At 61.0% G+C, this 19,177-nt stretch carries 19 protein-coding genes; 15 read left to right on the top strand and 4 right to left on the bottom strand.

All coding sequences use genetic code 11. The features are described 5' to 3' along the window. Window positions 1–3: 3 nt before the first annotated feature. The 3 genes from FHX16_RS07225 to hemC form a co-directional block, all read right to left on the bottom strand. The gene (locus tag FHX16_RS07225) at window positions 4–1,242 is read right to left on the bottom strand and encodes a COG4223 family protein (RefSeq protein ID WP_259126877.1); all 1,239 of its coding nucleotides are present in this window, start codon (window positions 1,240–1,242) and stop codon (window positions 4–6) included. A gap of 88 nt (window positions 1,243–1,330) precedes the next feature. Next, window positions 1,331–2,038 (bottom strand): uroporphyrinogen-III synthase, encoded by a 708-nt coding sequence (locus FHX16_RS07220; RefSeq protein ID WP_183863714.1) that lies wholly within the window; start codon window positions 2,036–2,038, stop codon window positions 1,331–1,333. Window positions 2,039–2,045: 7 nt separating this feature from the next. After that, on the bottom strand, window positions 2,046–2,975 hold the full coding sequence (gene hemC, locus FHX16_RS07215; RefSeq protein WP_183863713.1) for a hydroxymethylbilane synthase: 930 nt from the start codon (window positions 2,973–2,975) through the stop codon (window positions 2,046–2,048). A 73-nt stretch (window positions 2,976–3,048) separates the two neighbouring features. Between hemC and tsaD the strand changes: the two genes are divergently transcribed. From tsaD to FHX16_RS07190, 5 genes are read left to right on the top strand one after another with little or no spacing between them, the layout of a single operon-like run. Continuing rightward, the gene (tsaD, locus tag FHX16_RS07210; protein WP_259126876.1) at window positions 3,049–4,146 is read left to right on the top strand and encodes a tRNA (adenosine(37)-N6)-threonylcarbamoyltransferase complex transferase subunit TsaD; all 1,098 of its coding nucleotides are present in this window, start codon (window positions 3,049–3,051) and stop codon (window positions 4,144–4,146) included. Continuing rightward, window positions 4,143–5,126, top strand: coding sequence for an NAD(P)H-dependent glycerol-3-phosphate dehydrogenase (locus FHX16_RS07205; protein WP_259126875.1), 984 nt, complete (start codon window positions 4,143–4,145; stop codon window positions 5,124–5,126). Before tsaD ends, FHX16_RS07205 begins: the two co-directional genes overlap by 4 nt. Window positions 5,127–5,136: 10 nt before the next feature. Next, complete coding sequence (locus FHX16_RS07200) at window positions 5,137–5,430, top strand: YciI-like protein (protein WP_114714021.1); 294 nt, start codon at window positions 5,137–5,139, stop codon at window positions 5,428–5,430. 2 nt (window positions 5,431–5,432) lie between these two features. Further along, window positions 5,433–5,864: an EVE domain-containing protein gene (locus FHX16_RS07195; RefSeq protein WP_007794193.1), complete on the top strand. Its 432-nt coding sequence runs from the start codon at window positions 5,433–5,435 to the stop codon at window positions 5,862–5,864. Between the two features lie 7 nt (window positions 5,865–5,871). Beyond that, window positions 5,872–6,519: a methyltransferase gene (locus FHX16_RS07190; protein ID WP_259126873.1), complete on the top strand. Its 648-nt coding sequence runs from the start codon at window positions 5,872–5,874 to the stop codon at window positions 6,517–6,519. Here the strand turns inward: FHX16_RS07190 and FHX16_RS07185 are convergent. Further along, a complete protein-coding gene (locus FHX16_RS07185) occupies window positions 6,509–7,045 on the bottom strand; it encodes a hypothetical protein (RefSeq protein WP_259126872.1) in 537 nt (178 codons plus the stop codon). The two genes, FHX16_RS07190 and FHX16_RS07185, sit on opposite strands and share 11 nt — an antisense overlap. Before the next feature lie 312 nt (window positions 7,046–7,357). Between FHX16_RS07185 and sdhC the strand changes: the two genes are divergently transcribed. The 10 genes from sdhC (at window position 7,358) to FHX16_RS07135 (ending at window position 19,165) form a co-directional block, all read left to right on the top strand. Then, on the top strand, window positions 7,358–7,753 hold the full coding sequence (gene sdhC, locus FHX16_RS07180; RefSeq protein WP_183755181.1) for a succinate dehydrogenase, cytochrome b556 subunit: 396 nt from the start codon (window positions 7,358–7,360) through the stop codon (window positions 7,751–7,753). An 11-nt stretch (window positions 7,754–7,764) separates the two neighbouring features. Beyond that, the gene (sdhD, locus tag FHX16_RS07175; protein ID WP_183755182.1) at window positions 7,765–8,145 is read left to right on the top strand and encodes a succinate dehydrogenase, hydrophobic membrane anchor protein; all 381 of its coding nucleotides are present in this window, start codon (window positions 7,765–7,767) and stop codon (window positions 8,143–8,145) included. A 7-nt stretch (window positions 8,146–8,152) separates the two neighbouring features. Next, window positions 8,153–9,994 (top strand): succinate dehydrogenase flavoprotein subunit, encoded by a 1,842-nt coding sequence (gene sdhA, locus FHX16_RS07170; protein ID WP_183863708.1) that lies wholly within the window; start codon window positions 8,153–8,155, stop codon window positions 9,992–9,994. Between the two features lie 12 nt (window positions 9,995–10,006). After that, window positions 10,007–10,786 (top strand): succinate dehydrogenase iron-sulfur subunit, encoded by a 780-nt coding sequence (locus FHX16_RS07165; RefSeq protein ID WP_016556589.1) that lies wholly within the window; start codon window positions 10,007–10,009, stop codon window positions 10,784–10,786. Between the two features lie 220 nt (window positions 10,787–11,006). Further along, the gene (locus FHX16_RS07160; protein ID WP_183863824.1) at window positions 11,007–11,516 is read left to right on the top strand and encodes a protease inhibitor Inh/omp19 family protein; all 510 of its coding nucleotides are present in this window, start codon (window positions 11,007–11,009) and stop codon (window positions 11,514–11,516) included. A 45-nt stretch (window positions 11,517–11,561) separates the two neighbouring features. Further along, window positions 11,562–12,725, top strand: coding sequence for a cell division protein ZapE (gene zapE / locus FHX16_RS07155; protein ID WP_183863706.1), 1,164 nt, complete (start codon window positions 11,562–11,564; stop codon window positions 12,723–12,725). A 180-nt stretch (window positions 12,726–12,905) separates the two neighbouring features. After that, window positions 12,906–13,868, top strand: coding sequence for a malate dehydrogenase (gene mdh / locus FHX16_RS07150; protein WP_037116323.1), 963 nt, complete (start codon window positions 12,906–12,908; stop codon window positions 13,866–13,868). 39 nt (window positions 13,869–13,907) lie between these two features. Beyond that, a complete protein-coding gene (gene sucC / locus FHX16_RS07145; protein WP_183863704.1) occupies window positions 13,908–15,101 on the top strand; it encodes an ADP-forming succinate--CoA ligase subunit beta in 1,194 nt (397 codons plus the stop codon). Between the two features lie 18 nt (window positions 15,102–15,119). Then, complete coding sequence (gene sucD / locus FHX16_RS07140; RefSeq protein ID WP_183863703.1) at window positions 15,120–16,025, top strand: succinate--CoA ligase subunit alpha; 906 nt, start codon at window positions 15,120–15,122, stop codon at window positions 16,023–16,025. A 155-nt stretch (window positions 16,026–16,180) separates the two neighbouring features. After that, window positions 16,181–19,165 (top strand): 2-oxoglutarate dehydrogenase E1 component, encoded by a 2,985-nt coding sequence (locus tag FHX16_RS07135; protein ID WP_183863702.1) that lies wholly within the window; start codon window positions 16,181–16,183, stop codon window positions 19,163–19,165. Window positions 19,166–19,177 lie beyond the last annotated feature (12 nt).

Below are 19,177 nucleotides of genomic sequence, written 5' to 3'. Positions count from 1 at the left end.
GCCTCAGCCCTCCTTGCCAGCGTTGGAAACAGCCTTGGACACTGCGCTGCCCACGAGATCCTCGACGCGGATGCGGGCTTCCAGGGATTGCTGGAATGCGGCGGAGGCCTGTTTGGCCTCAGCCGGCAAGGCGGCCCATTCCGATGCGGCGCCCTGCAGGTCGCCGTTTTTCACTTTGTCTTCCATGCGTGCGGCGATCGCTTCGACGCTTTCGCCATCGACGTTGCCGACAGGCCGGACCTTTACAAGCGACTTGGCGCCCGCCATCAACCGGTCGGACCAACTCTGGTTGGCATCGGTCTGATTGACGGAATCAACGATTGCTGTTGCGACATCCGGCACCTGGCGGACCAACTCGGCACGCGAGGGAACGCCGGTCTCCGCAAATTTGCGCAGATCCGCGGTCGCCGGATCATCGGGGGAAACCCCTGCAAAGGTGTCGAGTTCGGCGACGAACGGACCGCCGCGATCAATTGCTGCCTTCAGCGCGGCGGCGGCGATCGCCCGGGCGACGGCGACATCCTGCCGTGGCTCATTGAGCTTCTTTTCCGCCTCGGCAAGGCGTTGCTCAATATCCGCGCTGTCGGAGGATTTCTGCTCCGACGCTTGAGTGACGGCGCCACGCAGTTGATCGACCTGGCCGGTCAAATCTGCAATCTTCTGATTGAGAGCATCGACCGCAGTCGTGTCGGCCGCAGCGGGCGGTTTCTTGGTCGTCGCCTCCAATGCCGCGATACGTTGTTCCAGCGCACCGGTGTCGGAGGTGGGCGGAGCGGCGGCGAGATTGGCGACTGATTGCTTAAGGCCGTCGATCTCGGCGGAGAAGTTGGCGACGTCAGCCGATGGTGTCGCAGGCGCCGATGAGCTTGGCAGGTAGCCGGCATACTGAATGGCGCCTGCGCCAACAAGCGCAATCAGGCCGCCGACGATCCCGGCTGCGATCAGGCCCGACGTACCGCTGTGCGGTGGGGCGGCGGGCGGTGCTGGCGGAACGGGATTGCTTGGCTCGTGCGGCTCTGGTGAGGGTTCGGCAGCGGCCACCAGCGTTTCTTCGGGCAACGGCTCGCTGGTCAGGTCGGGCTGTGCTGGAGGCTCGTCCGCAGCGTTCGTATCGGGCGCTTCGGACGGCTTATCGGCTTTCGTTTCGGCATCCTTGGCAGAAGCAAATTCCTGCGCGTCCAGATCGATGGTGACCGGCTCTTCGGTGTTCTTCGAGTGGCGAGGCGGATTTCCTGGTGCCATGAGATCCTCTTACTGATGCATTGCAACGAAACTAGTCAGTGATGCTATTCAAGGAAAGAGGTTTGATAAAATTTGGGCGCGCTTGCGTTCAAAGGAGCGACAAAAGGCTGCGCTCTTCCGGCATCTCCGCAATGCTGACCGCACTCTGCAGCGGCGCAGGGATCACCTCCGCGACGGACTTGCTGAGGCAAAGAAAGCGCATTCCATCCGTGCTGCCGTCCTGCATCAGTGCCGCGGCCACATGGAAGAAATTTTCAGCCGTTTGGCGTGAATAAAGGAGCACCGCGTCGGGCCGTTGATCGATGAGGATCGTTTCCAACGTTTGAGGTGAGGGCTCGATCGGCTCCATCCGGTAACATTCCACAACGACGATCTGCAGACCCATTTCCTGCGCACGCTTCTCGAAGGTCGCTGCTCTTGGCGAGCCGGCGAGATAGACGACAGCGCCGCCTGCCTGTTTCGCGATTGTCTCGGCAAGGTCGGTGCCGCTGCCGCCTGATGCGGTGATGGAGGTAAAGCCGATCTTCCGCGCTTCTTCGGCCGTTGCATCGCCGACCGCAAAGACGGGGCGCGCACGATGGATGGCAAGTTCGGCTGCATGCGATGTAAGCGCCCTGATCGCTTCGGCACTGGTGATCGCTATGCTGCCCTTGGTCGTGGTTAAGCCGCGCAGCGCCGCACTGGCGTCGTGAACCGGTCGCGACAGTGGCAGCAGTATGGGCTCGTGCCCCAACTCGCGAAGACGCTTGGCGGTGCGCTCGCCCGAATGCTGAGGACGGGTCACGAGCACGCGCATCGAAGCGTCAACTCCAGTCGTCGAAGAAGCTGCTGCCGGCGCGTGCGCGGATTTCCTGCCCGGCACGGGTGCCAAGGGCGGCCGCGTCGCGCCTGTGGCCGTCGACGCTGACAGCGTGCTGATTGCGACCGTCAGGCGTGATGATCAGCCCGGAAAAGCGAACCTGGTCGCCTTCGCAAATGGCATAGCCGCCGATTGGCGTGCGGCAGGAGCCATCCAAAGCGGCGAGAAAAGCCCTTTCACAGGAAACCGCGTCGAAGGTCGCGGCATCATTGATGGGTACAAGCAGGTCGTCGACGCGGGCATCGCTAATGCGGCTTTCGATGCAGATCGCCCCCTGTGCCGGTGCGGGCGGAAAGGTATCCGCCGAAAGAATATCGGTTATCACGTCGACCTTGCCGAGACGCTTCAAGCCGGCGAGCGCAAGTAGCGTGGCGTCGACCTGGCCTTCCTGCAACTTTCTCAGTCGCGTATCGACAAGGCCGCGAAAGGTAATGACGTTGATGTCGGGCCGCATTCTGCGGATCAGCGCCTGGCGGCGGAGCGACGAAGAGCCAACGGTTGCGCCATGTGGCAGATCGATCAGCTTCGGCGCCGTGCGCCCGATCACCGCGTCGCGGACATCCTCGCGTGGCAGGTAGGCGGAAAGACAGAGCCCCTCCGGAAGTCGTGTCGGCATGTCCTTGGCGGAATGCACGGCAATGTCGAGATCGCCGCTTGCAAGCTGCTGTTCCAGTTCTTCGGTGAAAAGCCCCTTGCCGCCGATCTCGGCCAGCGAGCGGTCGGTGATGCGATCGCCCTTGGTGCTGAGAACGACGATTTCGAACATCTCTGCGGGAAGCCCATGCGCTGCCATCAGCCTGTCACGCGCTTCGTGAGCCTGGGCGAGCGCCAGCGGGCTACCTCGGGTGCCGATCCGGAAAGGTTTTGTTTGCATCCGCATTGATCCGTTGTTACCGGAGTTCCTCGTAAACGGGTTTAAGACCCATCGCAATCAACGATCAGGTTTCATGGCGCCCTTTCTACGCATCCTCGGCATCGAAACAAGCTGCGACGAAACCGCCGCAGCAGTGGTCGAGCGTGCTATCGACGGGCAGCCGACAGTGCGCTCTGACGTTGTCTTGAGCCAGCTCGAAGAGCATAGCGCTTACGGCGGCGTGGTGCCCGAGATCGCCGCGCGCGCCCATGTCGAGGCCCTCGATACGCTGATCGACGAGGCCTTGAAACGCGCCAATGTGTCACTCTCCGATATCGATGCCATCGCGGCAACCTCGGGGCCTGGGCTGATCGGTGGTCTGCTCGTCGGGCTCATGACCGGCAAAGCGATCGCCAAGGCGTCCGGGAAACCGCTCTATGCGGTCAATCACCTCGAAGGGCATGCATTGACGGCGCGGCTGACGGACGGGCTTGCATTTCCCTATCTGATGCTGCTCGTGTCCGGCGGCCATACGCAGCTTATTCTCGTGCGCGGCGTCGGACAATATGAACGCTGGGGTACGACGATCGACGACGCGCTTGGCGAGGCCTTCGACAAGACGGCGAAGTTGCTGAGTCTGCCGTATCCCGGCGGACCCGCGGTCGAGCGCGCCGCCAAGAGCGGTAACCCCGATCGGTTCAACTTTCCGCGACCGCTAGTTGGAGAGCCAAAGCTCAATTTCTCGTTCTCCGGCCTGAAGACGGCTGTGCGTCAGGCGGCGAGCGAAATCGCGCCGTTGACGGAGCAGGATGTCGCGGATATCTGCGCCTCGTTCCAGAAGGCAATCTCGGGCACGCTGAAGGATCGCATTGGCCGTGGGCTCGAGCGCTTCAAGGCCGAATTCCCAAACGTCGACGGTCGACCGGCTCTTGTGGTTGCCGGTGGGGTTGCGGCCAATCTGGAGGTTCGCAGTACCTTGCAGTCGCTTTGCGACAAGCATGGCTTTCGTTTCGTCGCGCCGCCGCTGCATTTGTGCACGGATAACGCTGTGATGATTGCCTGGGCAGGTCTGGAGCGCATGGCAACGGGCGTCGAGCCGGATGATCTCGATGTGCAGCCGCGCTCGCGCTGGCCGCTGGATTCAAGTGCCGAGACATTGCTTGGCTTCGGCAAGCGTGGAGCGAAAGCATGAGCGAAAAGATTGCTGTCGTCGGCGCTGGCGCCTTTGGAACGGCGCTTGCCGCAGTGATTGCCCTGACGGAGCGCAATGCAGTCACGCTGGTCGGCCGCGATCCTGAGTTGATCGCCGACCTGAAGGCCGAGCACCGGCATGACGCGGCCTTGCCGGGCATTGCCTTGCCGAAGTCGCTCGGCTTTTCCGCCGAACCGGATGCAATTTCTGATGCGGAGATCGTGCTTTTCGCGATGCCGTCGCAGGCACAGGCGGATGCGGCGAGGCAGTACCGACCCTATCTTGCAAGCAATGCCATCGTGGTGACCTGCGCGAAGGGCATCGAGAGGGCGACAGGCAACCTCTTGACCGACATGCTGGAGCGCGAAATTCCGGGTCACCCCGTGGCCGTACTGTCGGGGCCCGGCTTTGCTGCCGACATTGCCAAGGGACTGCCAACGGCGATGGCGATCGCTGCAGCGGATATAGACGTTGCCGAAAGGCTGGCCCACGCCATTTCCGGGCGGACGTTCCGGCTCTATGCCTCGTCTGATCGGATCGGCGTCCAGCTTGGCGGCGCACTGAAGAATGTCCTGGCGATCGCCTGCGGGATCGTGGAGGGCGCAGGGATCGGCGACTCTGCGCGCGCGGCGCTAATTGCCCGCGGGCTTGCCGAGATGTCGCGGTTTGTCGTCGCCAAAGGCGGGCAGGCGGATACTGTGCCTGGCCTCTCCGGCCTTGGTGATCTGGTCTTGACGGCGACCAGCCATCAGTCGCGCAACCTGCGCTTCGGGATCGCGCTCGGTCGCGGCGAGACGGTCGACCCCTCCCATGGCGAACTTGTCGAGGGTGCGTTTGCCGCCGCCGTGGCATCGCGCCTGGCACAGTCTCTTGGTGTCAGCATGCCAATTACCGATGCCGTGTCCGCCATCATCGAAGGCAAGCTCGGCATTGCCGAGGCCATCGATCAGCTCATGACGCGTCCGATAACGACTGAATAGGAGTTCCGATATGCTTTTTGCTCTCCTCTGCAAGGATAAACCCGATCATCTCAACGTTCGCATGGAGGCGAGACCCGCCCACGTGGAGCACCTCAACAAGCTCAATGCCGAGGGTGTGCTGAAGATGGCCGGCCCGTTTCTGGACGCCGAAGGCAAGCCCTGCGGCAGCCTCGTGATCATTCATGCCGATACGATCGAAGCAGCTAAGGCGCTGGCCGACAGCGATCCCTACACCAAGGCCGGTCTTTTTGAGAGCGTCGATATCAAGCCCTTCAACTGGGTCTTCAACAATCCGGAGGCATGAGCGTGGCGCATTGGCTTTACAAATCCGAACCCGCTTCCTGGTCGTGGGAGCAGCAAAAGGCTGCCGGCGAGAAGGGCACCGAATGGACCGGTGTCCGGAACTATCTCGCACGCAACAACATGCGGGCGATGCAGTTGGGGGACAAGGGCTTCTTCTATCACTCCAACGAGGGCCTCGAGATCGTCGGTATCGTCGAGGTCTGCGCACTGTCTCACCCTGACTCGACCGCCAAGGGCGATGACCGCTGGGACTGCGTTGATATTCGCGCCGTCTGCGACATCCCCAAGCCGGTCTCGCTGAAGGACATCAAGGCCAACGAGAAGTTCGCCAAGATGTCGCTCGTCACCTCCATGCGACTTTCGGTCCAGCCGGTCACGGACGAGGAGTATCTGGAGATCTGCCGCTTGGGCGGGCTCGACAATCCGCCGCGTTGAGCGACCATTGAAGACCGATCCCGAAATCTTCATCCGCGCCAATACCGGCGTGATGGCGCCGCCGCATGTGCCGGAGATTCGGCTGCATCTGGCGGCTGAGGCACATGACTTGTGGCTGAAGACGGAAGAGGAACTCGCGGAGATCGGTCTGCCGCCGCCGTTCTGGGCGTTTGCCTGGGCGGGCGGTCAGGGACTGGCGCGGTACATTCTCGACCATCCTGATACTGTTGCCGGCAAGCGCGTTATCGATTTCGCCACGGGCTCCGGCCTTGTCGCGATCGCGGCAAAAATGGCCGGAGCGGCCAAAGTCGTTGCCGCCGACATCGATCCCTGGACCAAAACCGCTGTGCGGCTCAACACCGGACTGAACAAGGTCGAGGTCGATTTCAGCGATGCCGATCTGATCGGCATCCTCGTCGAAGCAGATATTCTGCTCGCCGGCGACGTCTTTTACGACTGCGATTTTGCTGCGGCGATCGTTCCGTGGTTCGAGACGCTCAGTCGCCAGGGCATCACGGTCTTCGTCGGCGATCCGGGCCGCGCCTACCTTCCCAGGGAGCGGCTGGAATTCTGCGCAGCCTATCAAGTCCCGGTTACGCGGGCACTTGAGGACAGCGAGGTGAAGAAAACAACTGTTTGGCGGTTTACGGCCTGATCACACAAACACCTGCCTCGTAGGAGCAAGCGCTGCTCTTTGCCGTCACGCTGATGACCTTGGCCATTGGCGCCAGACCGGTGGTTTGGACTGGCACCGGAAAGCCATAGTTGCTGCCGACCGCGTAAGTTCCGCCGTCGCTGTCGTAGACGTAGGACGATCCCGCATAGGTACCGCCTATGCTTCCGCCGCTCTGTGGCGCAACGACGACGATTACATTGCGTCCACCATAACCGCCGTAACCGCCGCCATAGCCATTGTAGCCGCGATAAGGAAACGAGGCGCGCTTGATCAAAGGCGTGCGACCGTGGCCATAGCCGAACCGGCCGTATCCATCGGCGAAATGTGGGCGCCCATGGTTCAAGCCACGAAACGGCCGGCCGAGGATCATGGGAGTACGATGCCCAATGAAAACCTTGCCACCGTGGCGAGAGAACGAATTGTGGCCGAAATCGCCGGCGGAGGTCGGCATTGCGATCAAAGCGGCAGCGGCAAGGGAAACGAGCACGGAGGCAAGCTTCAGCATCGCGCGGATCTCCAAAATGGAACTGTTAACAAAGCGTTAACCGTAAAATGCGCCAAAAGCAGCTAATTGTCCAGAAGACACCCCGACATGCCGCTTGCGTCGGGAGCCAGGCCGGCCGTCAAGCGCAGTTCGCGCCACCCAGAGACGCAAATCGATTAAATTAAATTGGGGTTGCAATTATACTTGTCGTTAGGGGCTTACGTGATTAAACGTCGCCATTGATGCGACGCACACAAACAAATTTGTCCTTCGTGTGATCGCCTTGAATGCTCCCTGATGTCGGGAGCGCAGAGAAGACGCCGCGAGGTTCTGATGGCGAATGTGACAAATAACCGGCCCCTGTCGCCGCATTTGCAAATTTACAAACCAATCCCCACCATGGTCATGTCGATCGTTCACCGCATTACCGGTGGCGCTCTTTACGTCGGGACGCTGCTGGTCGCCTGGTGGCTGATCGCGGCTGCGACCGGTCAAGCCTACTATGACTGGGTCAACTGGATCCTCGGCAGCATCGTCGGCAAGCTCGTGTTGCTCGGCTATACCTGGGCTCTCTTGCACCATATGGTCGGCGGTTTCCGTCACTTCGTCTGGGATCTCGGTTACGGCTTCGACAAGGAAGTCTCGACCAGGATGGCCCAGGCCTCGATCGTCATATCGCTCTGTCTGACCGTACTGGTCTGGGTGATCGGCTTCCTTATTCGCTTCTGAAGGTTGTTCTCATGGATATGCGCACCCCCCTGGGTAAGGTTCGCGGCCTTGGCTCGGCCAAGGAAGGAACCGATCATTTCTGGCGCCAGCGCGTCACTGCGGTTGCCAATGTGCCCCTTTTTCTCTTCTTCATCATTTTCATGATCGTCCACGCGGGCGAGCCTTATTCCGACGTGGTTCACGCCCTGTCGAACCCGCTTGTCGCAGTCATCATGGGTTTGATGGTCGTGTCCGGCATCATTCACATGCGGCTCGGCATGCAGGTCATCATCGAGGACTACGTTCACGGCGAGTTTGCCAAGATCGGCCTACTGATGCTGAATACCTTCTTTTCGATCCTGATGGCGGGGCTCTGTCTCTTCGCCATTCTGAAAATTGCATTCGTAGGATAACCGTATCATGGCACCGACTTCACCCGCTCAGAATGGGAAGGCCTACAAATACGTCGATCACTCATATGACGTGATCGTCGTCGGCGCCGGCGGCGCCGGTCTTCGCGCCACGCTTGGGATGGCCGAACAGGGTTTCCGCACGGCCTGCATCACCAAGGTATTCCCGACCCGCTCGCACACGGTCGCCGCGCAGGGCGGTATCGCCGCTTCTCTGCGCAACATGACGCCCGACAGCTGGCAATGGCACCTCTATGACACCGTCAAGGGTTCTGACTGGCTCGGCGACGTCGATGCCATGCAGTATCTGACCATGGAAGCGCCGAAGGCGGTCTATGAGCTCGAACACTACGGCGTTCCCTTCTCGCGTAACGAAGAAGGTAAAATCTATCAGCGGCCGTTCGGTGGCCACATGCAGAACTACGGCGAAGGCCCGCCGGTACAGCGCACCTGCGCCGTGGCCGACCGTACCGGCCACGCCATCCTGCACACGCTCTATGGCCAGTCGCTGCGCAACAACGCCGAATTCTTCATCGAGTATTTCGCGCTCGACCTGATCATGTCGGATGACGGCAGCCGCTGCACCGGCGTCGTCGCCTGGTGCCTCGATGACGGCACGATCCATCGCTTCGCCGCCAAGATGGTGGTGCTGGCGACCGGCGGCTACGGCCGCGCCTATTTCTCGGCGACCTCGGCGCACACCTGCACCGGCGACGGCGGCGGCATGGCGGCACGCGCCGGCCTGCCTTTGCAGGACATGGAATTCGTTCAGTTCCACCCGACCGGCATCTACGGTTCGGGCTGTCTGATCACCGAAGGCGCACGCGGCGAGGGCGGTTACCTCGTCAACTCCGAGGGCGAGCGCTTCATGGAACGCTATGCTCCTTCGGCCAAGGACCTTGCCTCGCGCGACGTCGTTTCGCGCTGCATGACGCTCGAGATCCGTGAAGGTCGCGGCGTCGGCAAGAACAAGGACCACATATTCCTGCATCTCGACCACCTCGATCCGGCCGTTCTGCACGAGCGCCTGCCGGGTATTTCCGAGAGCGCCAAGATCTTCGCCGGTGTCGACGTGACGCGCGAGCCGATCCCGGTTCTGCCGACCGTTCACTACAACATGGGCGGTATTCCGACGAATTATTGGGGCGAAGTGCTCAACGCCGACAGTTCCAATCCTGAGCGGATCATTCCGGGCCTGATGGCGGTCGGCGAGGCCGGTTGCGCCTCGGTGCACGGCGCCAATCGCCTCGGTTCCAATTCGCTGATCGACCTCGTGGTCTTCGGCCGCGCTGCCGCGATCCGCGCTGGAGAGGTGATCGACCGTGCAGCACCGGTGCCGCATCTGAATGTCGCCGCCTGTGACAAGATCATGGATCGCTTCGATGGCCTGCGCAATGCCAGCGGCGGTACGCCGACGGCGGTGCTGCGCGAAAAGATGCAGCGCGCCATGCAGGAGGACGCTGCCGTGTTCCGTACGCAGGAATCGCTGGAGTCAGGCTGCAAGCGCATCTCCGCCATCTGGCAGGAAATGCGTGACATCAAGGTCACCGACCGTTCGATGATCTGGAACTCCGACCTTGTCGAAACACTCGAGCTGCAGAACCTGATGGCCAATGCCATCACCACGATCTACGGCGCCGAAGCACGCAAAGAGAGCCGCGGTTCTCACGCCCGCGAAGACTACACGGAAGGCGCATTCGCCGGCCGCGACGACGTCAACTGGCGCAAGCATACGCTCGCCTGGGTCAACGAGGCAGGCGACGTCAAGCTCGACTACCGCCCGGTTCACACCGAGCTCATCGCAGAGGGCATCGATCCCCAGAAGATCGCGCCCAAGGCTCGCGTGTACTAAGAGGAACTGGACATGGTTGAACTCGCTCTTCCCAAGAACTCCCAGATGCGCGAAGGCAAGGTGTGGCCAAAGCCGGCTGGCGCCAAGAATACCCGCGAATTCCGCGTCTACCGTTGGAGCCCCGACGATGGCCAGAACCCGTCGATCGACACCTTCTATATCGATGTCGATAATTGCGGCCCGATGGTGCTCGACGGTCTCCTCTACATCAAGAACAACATCGACCCGACGCTGACGTTGCGTCGCTCCTGTCGCGAGGGCATCTGCGGTTCCTGTGCGATGAACATCGACGGCACCAATACCCTTGCTTGTACGAAGGGCCTGGACGAGATCAAAGGCTCGGTGAAGATCTATCCGCTGCCTCACCTACCTGTCGTTAAGGATCTTGTCCCTGATCTCACCAACTTCTATGCCCAGCATCGCTCGATCGAGCCGTGGCTGAAGACGGTTTCGCCGACGCCTGCCAAGGAATGGAAGCAAAGCCACGAAGATCGCCAGAAGCTCGATGGCCTCTACGAGTGCATCCTCTGCGCCTGCTGCTCGACCTCCTGTCCGAGCTACTGGTGGAACGGCGATCGCTATCTCGGTCCAGCTGTCCTGCTGCAGGCCTATCGCTGGCTGATCGATTCCCGCGACGAGGCGACCGGCGAACGCCTGGACAACCTCGAGGATCCCTTCCGCCTCTATCGCTGCCACACAATCATGAATTGTGCGCAGACCTGCCCGAAGGGTCTTAACCCGGCAAAGGCGATCGCCGAAATCAAGAAGATGATGGTCGAGCGCCGCGTTTGATCAATTCAGCATAGGGCCCGATGCGGCCCTTTTCTCTCTGCGATCACGGAGCGTTGCTTTGTTCGAGATTGCGCCAAATTTGTCTCGGAGTTGCGGCGTTGCTCCCACATCGACACAATTTCTCCTCGCGCTGGCTTGATTCAATACAGCCTTTCAAGATAATTCCGCCGTGATTGCGCGGCAATTTCAGGACAATACTGGAAAAATCGGGAGTATCATGATGCAGTTCAGACATGTGGCGACAGGTCTCGTGGTTATTCTGTCGCTAGCTGGCTGCCAGCGCACCGCTTACAATGATGCGAGCTATTCCGCCCCGGCGCCACTGACGGCGCAGCCGGTTCCGTCGGTTCAGGGTGGGCAGCTTCCTCCGCCTTCCGGCTCTTCGCAGTTCCCTGCTGCTCCGACGACCTCGGCACCTGTCGCTGGCGGTCAGCCGGGCGTGATGGCGGCGAATGCAATGGATGTCACCAAGGAATCGATGGTCGGCAGCTGGCGCGTCAACGGCTCCTGCGACATGTTCCTGACGCTCACCAATCTCGGCAGCGGCTCGCGCGGCGGTACGCGCGGTTGCGTCGGCGAGTTGACGGCGATGGGTTCCTGGGAAGTCTCGGGCAAGCAGGTTCTCCTGAAGGACCGCAGCGGCAACCAGATCGGCAGCGTCTACAAGACAGCCGACAATGCCTTCAGCGGCCAGACCAATACCGGACAGCCGATCAGCCTCAGCCGTTAAAAGATTGGGCGGCGAAGGCCGCCGATCCTCCATAGGCGGACCTTTATGCAACCCATGCCAGACTACAGCCTGAGCGTCAGCGAACAATTGAAGTCGCTGACGGCTTCGGGCGCGCTTCAAATCGATTCAGCCCAGATGCATGTGGCGAAATGCCTGGATCGAGTGCTGTCGGGATTGAAGCAGCGGCGGCCGGCGGCAAAGGGAAGCGCTCTCGGCTGGCTGTTCGCCAACAAGAAGAAGTCGTCGGAGGCGGTCAAGGGCCTATACATTCACGGCAGCGTCGGCCGCGGCAAGACGATGCTGATGGATATGTTCTTCGCGATGGCACCCTGCGCGAAGAAGCGGCGCGCGCATTTCCATGAGTTCATGACCGATGTGCACAATCGCATCGCAGCGCACCGGCTGAAGCTCAAGCAAGGCGAGACCAAGCAGGCCGACCCCATCCCGGTCGTCGCGGCAGCTCTTTATGATGAGGCCGAATTGCTTTGCTTCGACGAGTTCACGGTGACGGATATTGCTGACGCGATGATCCTATCGCGGCTTTTTTCCGAACTCTTCCGGCGCGGGTGCCTGCTGGTCGCGACCTCGAATGTCGAGCCCGATAACCTCTACAAGGACGGCCTCAATCGAAGCCTGTTCCTGCCCTTCGTCGATCTTCTCAAGCAGAACGTCGAAATCGTGACGTTGGACTCTCCGACCGACTACCGGATGGAGAAACTCGATAGCCAACCTGTCTACCTGACGCCAATCGATGACCGGACGGACATGGCGATGGATGCGTCCTGGATGCAGGCGCTTCATGGCCGCAAGGCGCAGCCATTGGAAATTCCCATGAAGGGACGATCGATCCACGTGCCACGTGCCGTCGACCGAATGGCGCGCTTCACCTTCGCCGATCTCTGCGAGAAGCCGTTGGGCCCAGCCGATTTCCTGGCCATTGCCGAACGCTTCGACGCCATCTTCTTGGATCACGTGCCGCTGCTAGGTCCCGAGAAGCGCAACCAGACCAAACGCTTCATTATCCTGATCGATACGCTTTACGATCATGCCGTGCGGCTCTATGTGTCCGCAGCAGCGATGCCTGAAAATTTGTTGACACAAGCGCGTGGTACCGAGGGCTTCGAATTCGATCGTACCGTGTCGCGCCTTTTCGAAATGCGCAGCGCCGAGTATCTCGCATTGCACCACGAACGGCGGGCCGCCGAGTAATGTTTTGGTGACAAATTGTCTTACGTTTACGTAAGAATTTTATGATCTAAACGATTGAAATTCCTCGCTCAAAAATAATCATTTGCCATTTTTTGGCTTTGGGGCTATGCGATTGCGGCATTGGGCGATGCCCCCTCCGCGCGTCGCCTGACGAATTTTGATCGCAAAGGAAACAGCGAAATGGCGCGTAACAAGATCGCACTCATTGGTTCTGGCATGATTGGTGGCACGCTGGCGCATCTCGCCGGCCTGAAGGAACTGGGTGACATCGTTCTCTTCGACATCGCCGATGGTATTCCTCAGGGTAAGGGCCTCGACATTGCTCAGTCCTCGCCGGTCGAAGGCTTTGACGCCAACCTCACCGGCGCCAGCGACTACTCCGCGATCGAAGGCGCCGACGTCTGCATCGTCACCGCCGGCGTCGCCCGCAAGCCGGGCATGAGCCGCGACGATCTGCTCGGCATCAATCTCAAGGTCATGGAACAGGTCGGCGCCGGCATCAAGAAGTATGCCCCGAACGCGTTCGTGATCTGCATCACCAACCCGCTCGACGCCATGGTCTGGGCGCTGCAGAAGTTCTCCGGCCTGCCGGCCAACAAGGTCGTTGGCATGGCCGGCGTTCTCGATAGCTCACGCTTCCGACTGTTCCTCTCGAAGGAATTCAACGTTTCAGTACAGGACGTCACCGCATTCGTTCTCGGTGGCCACGGCGACACGATGGTGCCGCTCGCTCGCTACTCCACCGTTGCCGGCATTCCGCTCACCGACCTCGTTACCATGGGTTGGGTCACCAAGGAGCGCCTGGAAGAGATCATCCAGCGCACCCGTGATGGCGGCGCCGAAATCGTCGGCCTGCTGAAGACCGGCTCTGCCTACTACGCGCCGGCCGCTTCGGCGATCGAGATGGCTGAATCCTACCTCAAGGATAAGAAGCGCGTCCTGCCCTGCGCAGCACAGCTGACCGGCCAGTACGGCGTTAAGGACATGTATGTCGGTGTGCCCACCGTCATCGGTGCCGGTGGCGTCGAGCGCATCATCGAGATCGATCTCAATAAGGCCGAGAAGGAAGCGTTCGACAAGTCCGTCGGTGCTGTCGCCGGCCTGTGCGAAGCCTGCATCAACATCGCGCCTGCGCTGAAGTAATCAGTTGCGCGCCGACGCAATCCAAACAGGAACAGATCCATGAATATTCATGAATACCAGGCCAAGGCTCTCTTGAAGGGCTATGGCGCGCCGGTCGCCAAGGGTGTGCCGATCCTCAAGGTCGAGGAAGCCGAAGCTGCTGCCAAGTCGCTGCCGGGTCCGCTCTATGTCGTCAAGAGCCAGATCCACGCCGGCGGCCGCGGCAAGGGCAAGTTCAAGGAACTCGGCCCCGACGCCAAGGGCGGCGTTCGTCTCGCCAAGTCGATCGATGAAGTCGTCGCTCACGCCAAGGAGATGCTCGGAAACACGCTGGTCACTGCGCAGACGGGCGAAGCCGGCAAGCAGGTCAACCGCCTCTACATCGAAGACGGCGCCGACATTGCTCGCGAACTGTACTGCTCGCTGCTGGTCGATCGCTCGGTTGGCCGCGTTGCCTTCGTGGTTTCGACCGAAGGCGGCATGGACATCGAAGCCGTCGCCCACGACACGCCTGAGAAGATCCACACGATCGCCATCGATCCGGAGGCTGGTGTCACGGCGGCCGACGTTACCGCGATCTCCAAGGCTCTCGAACTGACCGGCGCTGCCGCCGAAGATGCCAAGTCGCTGTTCCCGGCGCTCTACAAGGCGTTCGGCGAAAAGGACATGGCGCTCCTCGAGGTTAACCCGCTGATCGTCATGAAGGACGGCCACCTGCGCGTTCTCGATGCGAAGATGTCGTTCGACGGCAATGCGCTGTTCCGCCATGACGACGTCAAGGCGCTGCGCGACGAGACCGAGGAAGACGCCAAGGAAATCGAGGCCTCGAAGTGGGATCTCGCCTACGTGGCTCTCGACGGCAACATCGGCTGCATGGTCAACGGCGCAGGCCTTGCCATGGCGACGATGGACATCATCAAGCTCTACGGCAAGGAGCCGGCAAACTTCTGTGACGTCGGCGGTGGCGCTGGCAAGGAGAAGGTCGCGGCTGCCTTCAAGATCATCACCGCTGACCCGAAGGTCGAGGGCATCCTCGTCAACATCTTCGGCGGCATCATGCGTTGCGACGTCATCGCCGAAGGCGTTGTCGCAGCTGTGCAGGAAGTCGGTCTGAAGGTTCCGCTCGTCGTTCGCCTCGAAGGTACCAACGTCGAACTCGGCAAGAAAATCCTCAACGAGTCGGGTCTGGCGATTACGGCTGCCGACGATCTCGACGACGCGGCGAAGAAGATCGTCGCGGCGATCAAGGCCTAATCCGGAAGGACCGAAAGAATGTCTATTCTCGTCAACAGAGACACCAAGGTTCTCGTTCAGGGCCTGACCGGCAAGACCGGCACCTTCCACACCGAACAGGCGCTTGCCTATTACGGCACCAAGATGGTCGGCGGTATTCACCCGAAGAAGGGTGGCGAAACCTGGTCGTCGGGCGTCGACGGCACGGTGCTGCCGATCTTTGCAAGCGTTGCCGAAGCCAAGGAACGGACGGGCGCCGATGCGACTGTGATCTACGTTCCGCCGGCAGGCGCCGCCGATGCGATCATCGAGGCGATCGAGGCCGAAGTTCCGTTCATCACCTGCATCACCGAAGGCATCCCGGTCATGGACATGGTGCGCGTCAAGGCCAAGCTCGACAAGTCGAAGTCGCGCTTGCTCGGGCCGAACTGCCCGGGCATCCTGACGCCGGAAGAATGCAAGATCGGCATCATGCCGGGCTCGATCTTCCGCAAGGGTTCGGTTGGTATTGTCTCGCGCTCCGGCACGCTGACCTACGAAGCCGTGTTCCAGACCTCCAATGAAGGCCTCGGACAGACGACGGCTGTCGGCATCGGCGGCGACCCGGTCAAGGGCACCGAGTTCATCGACGTGCTGGAAATGTTCCTGGCCGACGAAGCCACGACGTCGATCATCATGATCGGCGAAATCGGCGGCTCGGCTGAAGAAGACGCAGCCCAGTTCCTGATCGACGAAGCCAAGAAGGGCCGCAAGAAGCCGATGGCAGGCTTCATCGCCGGCCGTACCGCTCCGAAGGGCCGCACCATGGGCCACGCCGGCGCTGTCGTCTCCGGCGGCAAGGGTGACGCGGAATCGAAGATCGCGGCCATGGAATCGGCTGGCATCCGCGTTTCGCCGTCGCCAGCTCGCCTCGGCAAGACGCTGGTTGAAGTCCTCAAGGGCTGATCCGATCTATATCCCGGGCAGGCTTAGCGTCTGCCCGGGCCTCGACTTCGAATGAATGAGCCGCGGACAGGCGGCTAACGACAGATGCGGCAAGCCGGTCGAGTATCCGGCGGAATCACAAGTCAGGAGGCGGACGAAAGCGTCCGCGTGTAACCATGGCACGGCAAGAAGCCAACGAGCAGTTTCAGATCACCTCGTTCCTGGATGGCGCCAATGCTGCGTATATCGAGCAGCTCTATGCGCGCTATGAAGAAGACCCGAGCTCGGTCAACGAGGAATGGCAGTCCTTTTTCAAGGCACTGGAAGACAATCCGGAAGATGTGAAGAAGGCGGCCAAGGGTGCGTCCTGGCGCAAGACGAACTGGCCCCTGCAGCCGAAGAGCGACCTTGTTTCTGCGCTCGATGGCGATTGGGGCACAGTCGAAAAGATCATCGAAACCAAGGTCAAGGGCAAGGCGGAAGCCGCCGGCAAGCCAACCGATGGTGCCGACATCCTGCAGGCAACGCGCGATTCCGTCCGCGCCATCATGATGATCCGCGCCTATCGCATGCGCGGCCACCTGCATGCCAAGCTCGATCCGCTGGGGATTGCGGCACCGGTCGAAGACTATAAGGAACTGTCGCCCGAAGCTTACGGCTTCACCCCGGCTGACTATTCCCGCAAGATCTTCATCGACAACGTTCTCGGCCTCGAATACGCCACCCTTCCCGAGATGATCGAGATCCTCGAGCGCACCTACTGCTCGACCCTCGGCGTCGAATTCATGCACATCTCCAACCCGGAAGAAAAAGCCTGGATCCAGGAGCGCATCGAAGGTCCGGACAAGGGTGTCGCTTTCACCGCAGAAGGCAAGAAGGCGATCCTGTCCAAGATCATCGAAGCCGAAGGCTACGAGCAGTTCCTCGACGTGAAGTTCAAGGGCACCAAGCGTTTTGGTCTCGATGGCGGAGAATCACTCGTCCCGGCGCTCGAGCAGATCCTGAAGCGCGGCGGCCATCTCGGCCTTCGCGAGGCCGTGTTCGGCATGGCCCACCGCGGTCGCCTTAACGTGCTCTCCCAGGTCATGGGCAAGCCGCACCGCGCCATTTTCCACGAGTTCAAAGGCGGCTCCTACGCGCCTGACGAAGTCGAAGGCTCGGGCGACGTCAAGTACCACCTCGGCGCGTCCTCTGACCGGGAGTTTGATGGCAACAAGATCCACGTCTCGCTGACGGCCAACCCGTCGCACCTTGAAATCGTTGACCCTGTAGTCATGGGCAAGGCTCGCGCCAAGCAGGATATGGGCGCCACTGTCTGGGACGGGGATACCATTCCGCTGTCGGAGCGCGCCAAGGTTCTGCCGCTCTTAATCCACGGCGACGCGGCCTTTGCCGGCCAGGGCGTCATTGCCGAAATCCTCGGCCTGTCCGGCCTGCGTGGTCACCGCGTTGCCGGCACGATGCACGTCATCATCAACAACCAGATCGGCTTCACCACCAATCCGGCCTTCTCACGTTCGTCGCCCTATCCGTCGGACGTCGCCAAGATGATCGAGGCGCCGATCTTCCACGTGAACGGTGACGATCCGGAGGCGGTCGTCTATGCTGCCAAGATCGCCATGGAATTTCGTATGAAGTTCCACAAGCCCGTCGTCATCGACATGTTCTGCTACCGCCGCTACGGCCACAACGAAGGCGATGAGCCGTCCTTCACGCAGCCGAAGATGTACAAGGTCATCCGCGCTCACAAGACGGTCCTGCAGATCTATGCGGATCGGCTTGTCGCCGAAGGTCTTCTGACCGACGGCGAAGTCGAGAAGATGAAGGCTGACTGGCGCGCGCATCTCGAGCAGGAATTCGACGCCGGCCAGAGCTACAAGCCGAACAAGGCCGACTGGCTGGACGGCGAGTGGTCGGGGCTGCGTACTGCCGACAATGCGGACGAACAGCGCCGCGGCAAGACCGCCGTGCCGATGAAGACGCTCAAGGACATCGGCCGCAAGCTTTCGGAGATTCCGGAAGGCTTCCGGGCGCATCGAACGATCCAGCGCTTCATGGAAAACCGCGCCAACATGATCCAGACGGGCGAGAACCTCGACTGGGCGATGGCGGAAGCACTTGCTTTCGGTTCGCTTGTTGTCGAAGGCCACAAGATCCGCCTCTCCGGCCAGGATTGCGAACGCGGCACCTTCTCGCAGCGTCATTCGGTTCTCTACGATCAGGAAACCGAAGAGCGCTACATTCCGCTGGCCAATCTGTCGCCCAACCAGGCTCGCTATGAAGTCATCAACTCGATGCTTTCGGAAGAAGCGGTCCTCGGCTTCGAGTATGGTTACTCGCTGGCTCGCCCGAATGCGCTGACGCTCTGGGAAGCCCAGTTCGGCGATTTCGCCAACGGTGCGCAGGTCGTGTTCGACCAGTTCGTCTCGTCCGGCGAACGCAAGTGGCTGCGCATGTCCGGTCTCGTCTGCCTGCTGCCGCATGGCTACGAAGGTCAGGGTCCGGAGCACTCCTCGGCCCGCCTCGAACGCTTCCTGCAGCTCTGCGCTGAGGACAACATGCAGGTCGCCAACGTTACGACGCCGGCGAACTACTTCCACATCCTGCGCCGACAGTTGAAGCGCGACTTCCGCAAGCCGCTCGTCCTGATGACACCGAAGTCGCTTCTGCGTCACAAGCGGGCTGTGTCGACGCTCGCGGAACTGGCCGGAGAGTCCTCCTTCCATCGCCTGCTCTGGGACGATGCCGAGGTGATCAAGGACGGCCCGATCAAGCTGCAGAAGGATGCGAAGATCCGTCGTGTCGTCATGTGCACCGGCAAGGTCTATTACGACCTTCTGGAAGAGCGCGAAAAGCGCGGCATCGACGACATCTATCTGCTGCGCGTCGAACAGCTTTATCCGTTCCCGGCAAAGGCGCTCATCAACGAGCTTTCCCGCTTCCGGAACGCTGAGATGGTCTGGTGCCAGGAAGAGCCGAAGAACATGGGCGCATGGTCGTTCATCGACCCGTATCTGGAGTGGGTGCTCGCCCACATCGATGCGAAGTACCAGCGCGTCCGCTACACCGGCCGTCCGGCCGCCGCGTCGCCGGCAACGGGTCTGATGTCCAAGCATCTGTCGCAGCTCGCCGCATTCCTCGAGGATGCGTTGGGCGGCTAAGGGATCGGGGCA

The sequence above is a fragment of the Rhizobium sp. BK661 genome (genome assembly GCF_024808825.1).
Classification (GTDB): domain Bacteria; phylum Pseudomonadota; class Alphaproteobacteria; order Rhizobiales; family Rhizobiaceae; genus Rhizobium.
Note: the sequence above shows the minus strand (reverse complement) of the source record. Positions and strands in the feature narration are given on the sequence as shown.

Excerpts from the sequence above, each read along its gene's own strand:
- FHX16_RS07160 (WP_183863824.1), top strand. The coding sequence starts at position 11,007 with ATGCAGTTCAGACATGTGGCGACAGGTCTCGTGGTTATTCTGTCGCTA.
- tsaD (WP_259126876.1), top strand. The coding sequence starts at position 3,049 with ATGGCGCCCTTTCTACGCATCCTCGGCATCGAAACAAGCTGCGACGAA.
- FHX16_RS07165 (WP_016556589.1), top strand. The coding sequence starts at position 10,007 with ATGGTTGAACTCGCTCTTCCCAAGAACTCCCAGATGCGCGAAGGCAAG.
- hemC (WP_183863713.1), bottom strand. The coding sequence starts at position 2,975 with ATGCAAACAAAACCTTTCCGGATCGGCACCCGAGGTAGCCCGCTGGCG.
- FHX16_RS07200 (WP_114714021.1), top strand. The coding sequence starts at position 5,137 with ATGCTTTTTGCTCTCCTCTGCAAGGATAAACCCGATCATCTCAACGTT.
- FHX16_RS07185 (WP_259126872.1), bottom strand. The coding sequence starts at position 7,045 with ATGCTGAAGCTTGCCTCCGTGCTCGTTTCCCTTGCCGCTGCCGCTTTG.
- FHX16_RS07135 (WP_183863702.1), top strand. The coding sequence starts at position 16,181 with ATGGCACGGCAAGAAGCCAACGAGCAGTTTCAGATCACCTCGTTCCTG.
- sdhA (WP_183863708.1), top strand. The coding sequence starts at position 8,153 with ATGGCACCGACTTCACCCGCTCAGAATGGGAAGGCCTACAAATACGTC.
- mdh (WP_037116323.1), top strand. The coding sequence starts at position 12,906 with ATGGCGCGTAACAAGATCGCACTCATTGGTTCTGGCATGATTGGTGGC.
- FHX16_RS07225 (WP_259126877.1), bottom strand. The coding sequence starts at position 1,242 with ATGGCACCAGGAAATCCGCCTCGCCACTCGAAGAACACCGAAGAGCCG.
- sucD (WP_183863703.1), top strand. The coding sequence starts at position 15,120 with ATGTCTATTCTCGTCAACAGAGACACCAAGGTTCTCGTTCAGGGCCTG.
- FHX16_RS07220 (WP_183863714.1), bottom strand. The coding sequence starts at position 2,038 with ATGCGCGTGCTCGTGACCCGTCCTCAGCATTCGGGCGAGCGCACCGCC.
- FHX16_RS07205 (WP_259126875.1), top strand. The coding sequence starts at position 4,143 with ATGAGCGAAAAGATTGCTGTCGTCGGCGCTGGCGCCTTTGGAACGGCG.
- sucC (WP_183863704.1), top strand. The coding sequence starts at position 13,908 with ATGAATATTCATGAATACCAGGCCAAGGCTCTCTTGAAGGGCTATGGC.
- sdhC (WP_183755181.1), top strand. The coding sequence starts at position 7,358 with ATGGCGAATGTGACAAATAACCGGCCCCTGTCGCCGCATTTGCAAATT.
- sdhD (WP_183755182.1), top strand. The coding sequence starts at position 7,765 with ATGGATATGCGCACCCCCCTGGGTAAGGTTCGCGGCCTTGGCTCGGCC.
- zapE (WP_183863706.1), top strand. The coding sequence starts at position 11,562 with ATGCAACCCATGCCAGACTACAGCCTGAGCGTCAGCGAACAATTGAAG.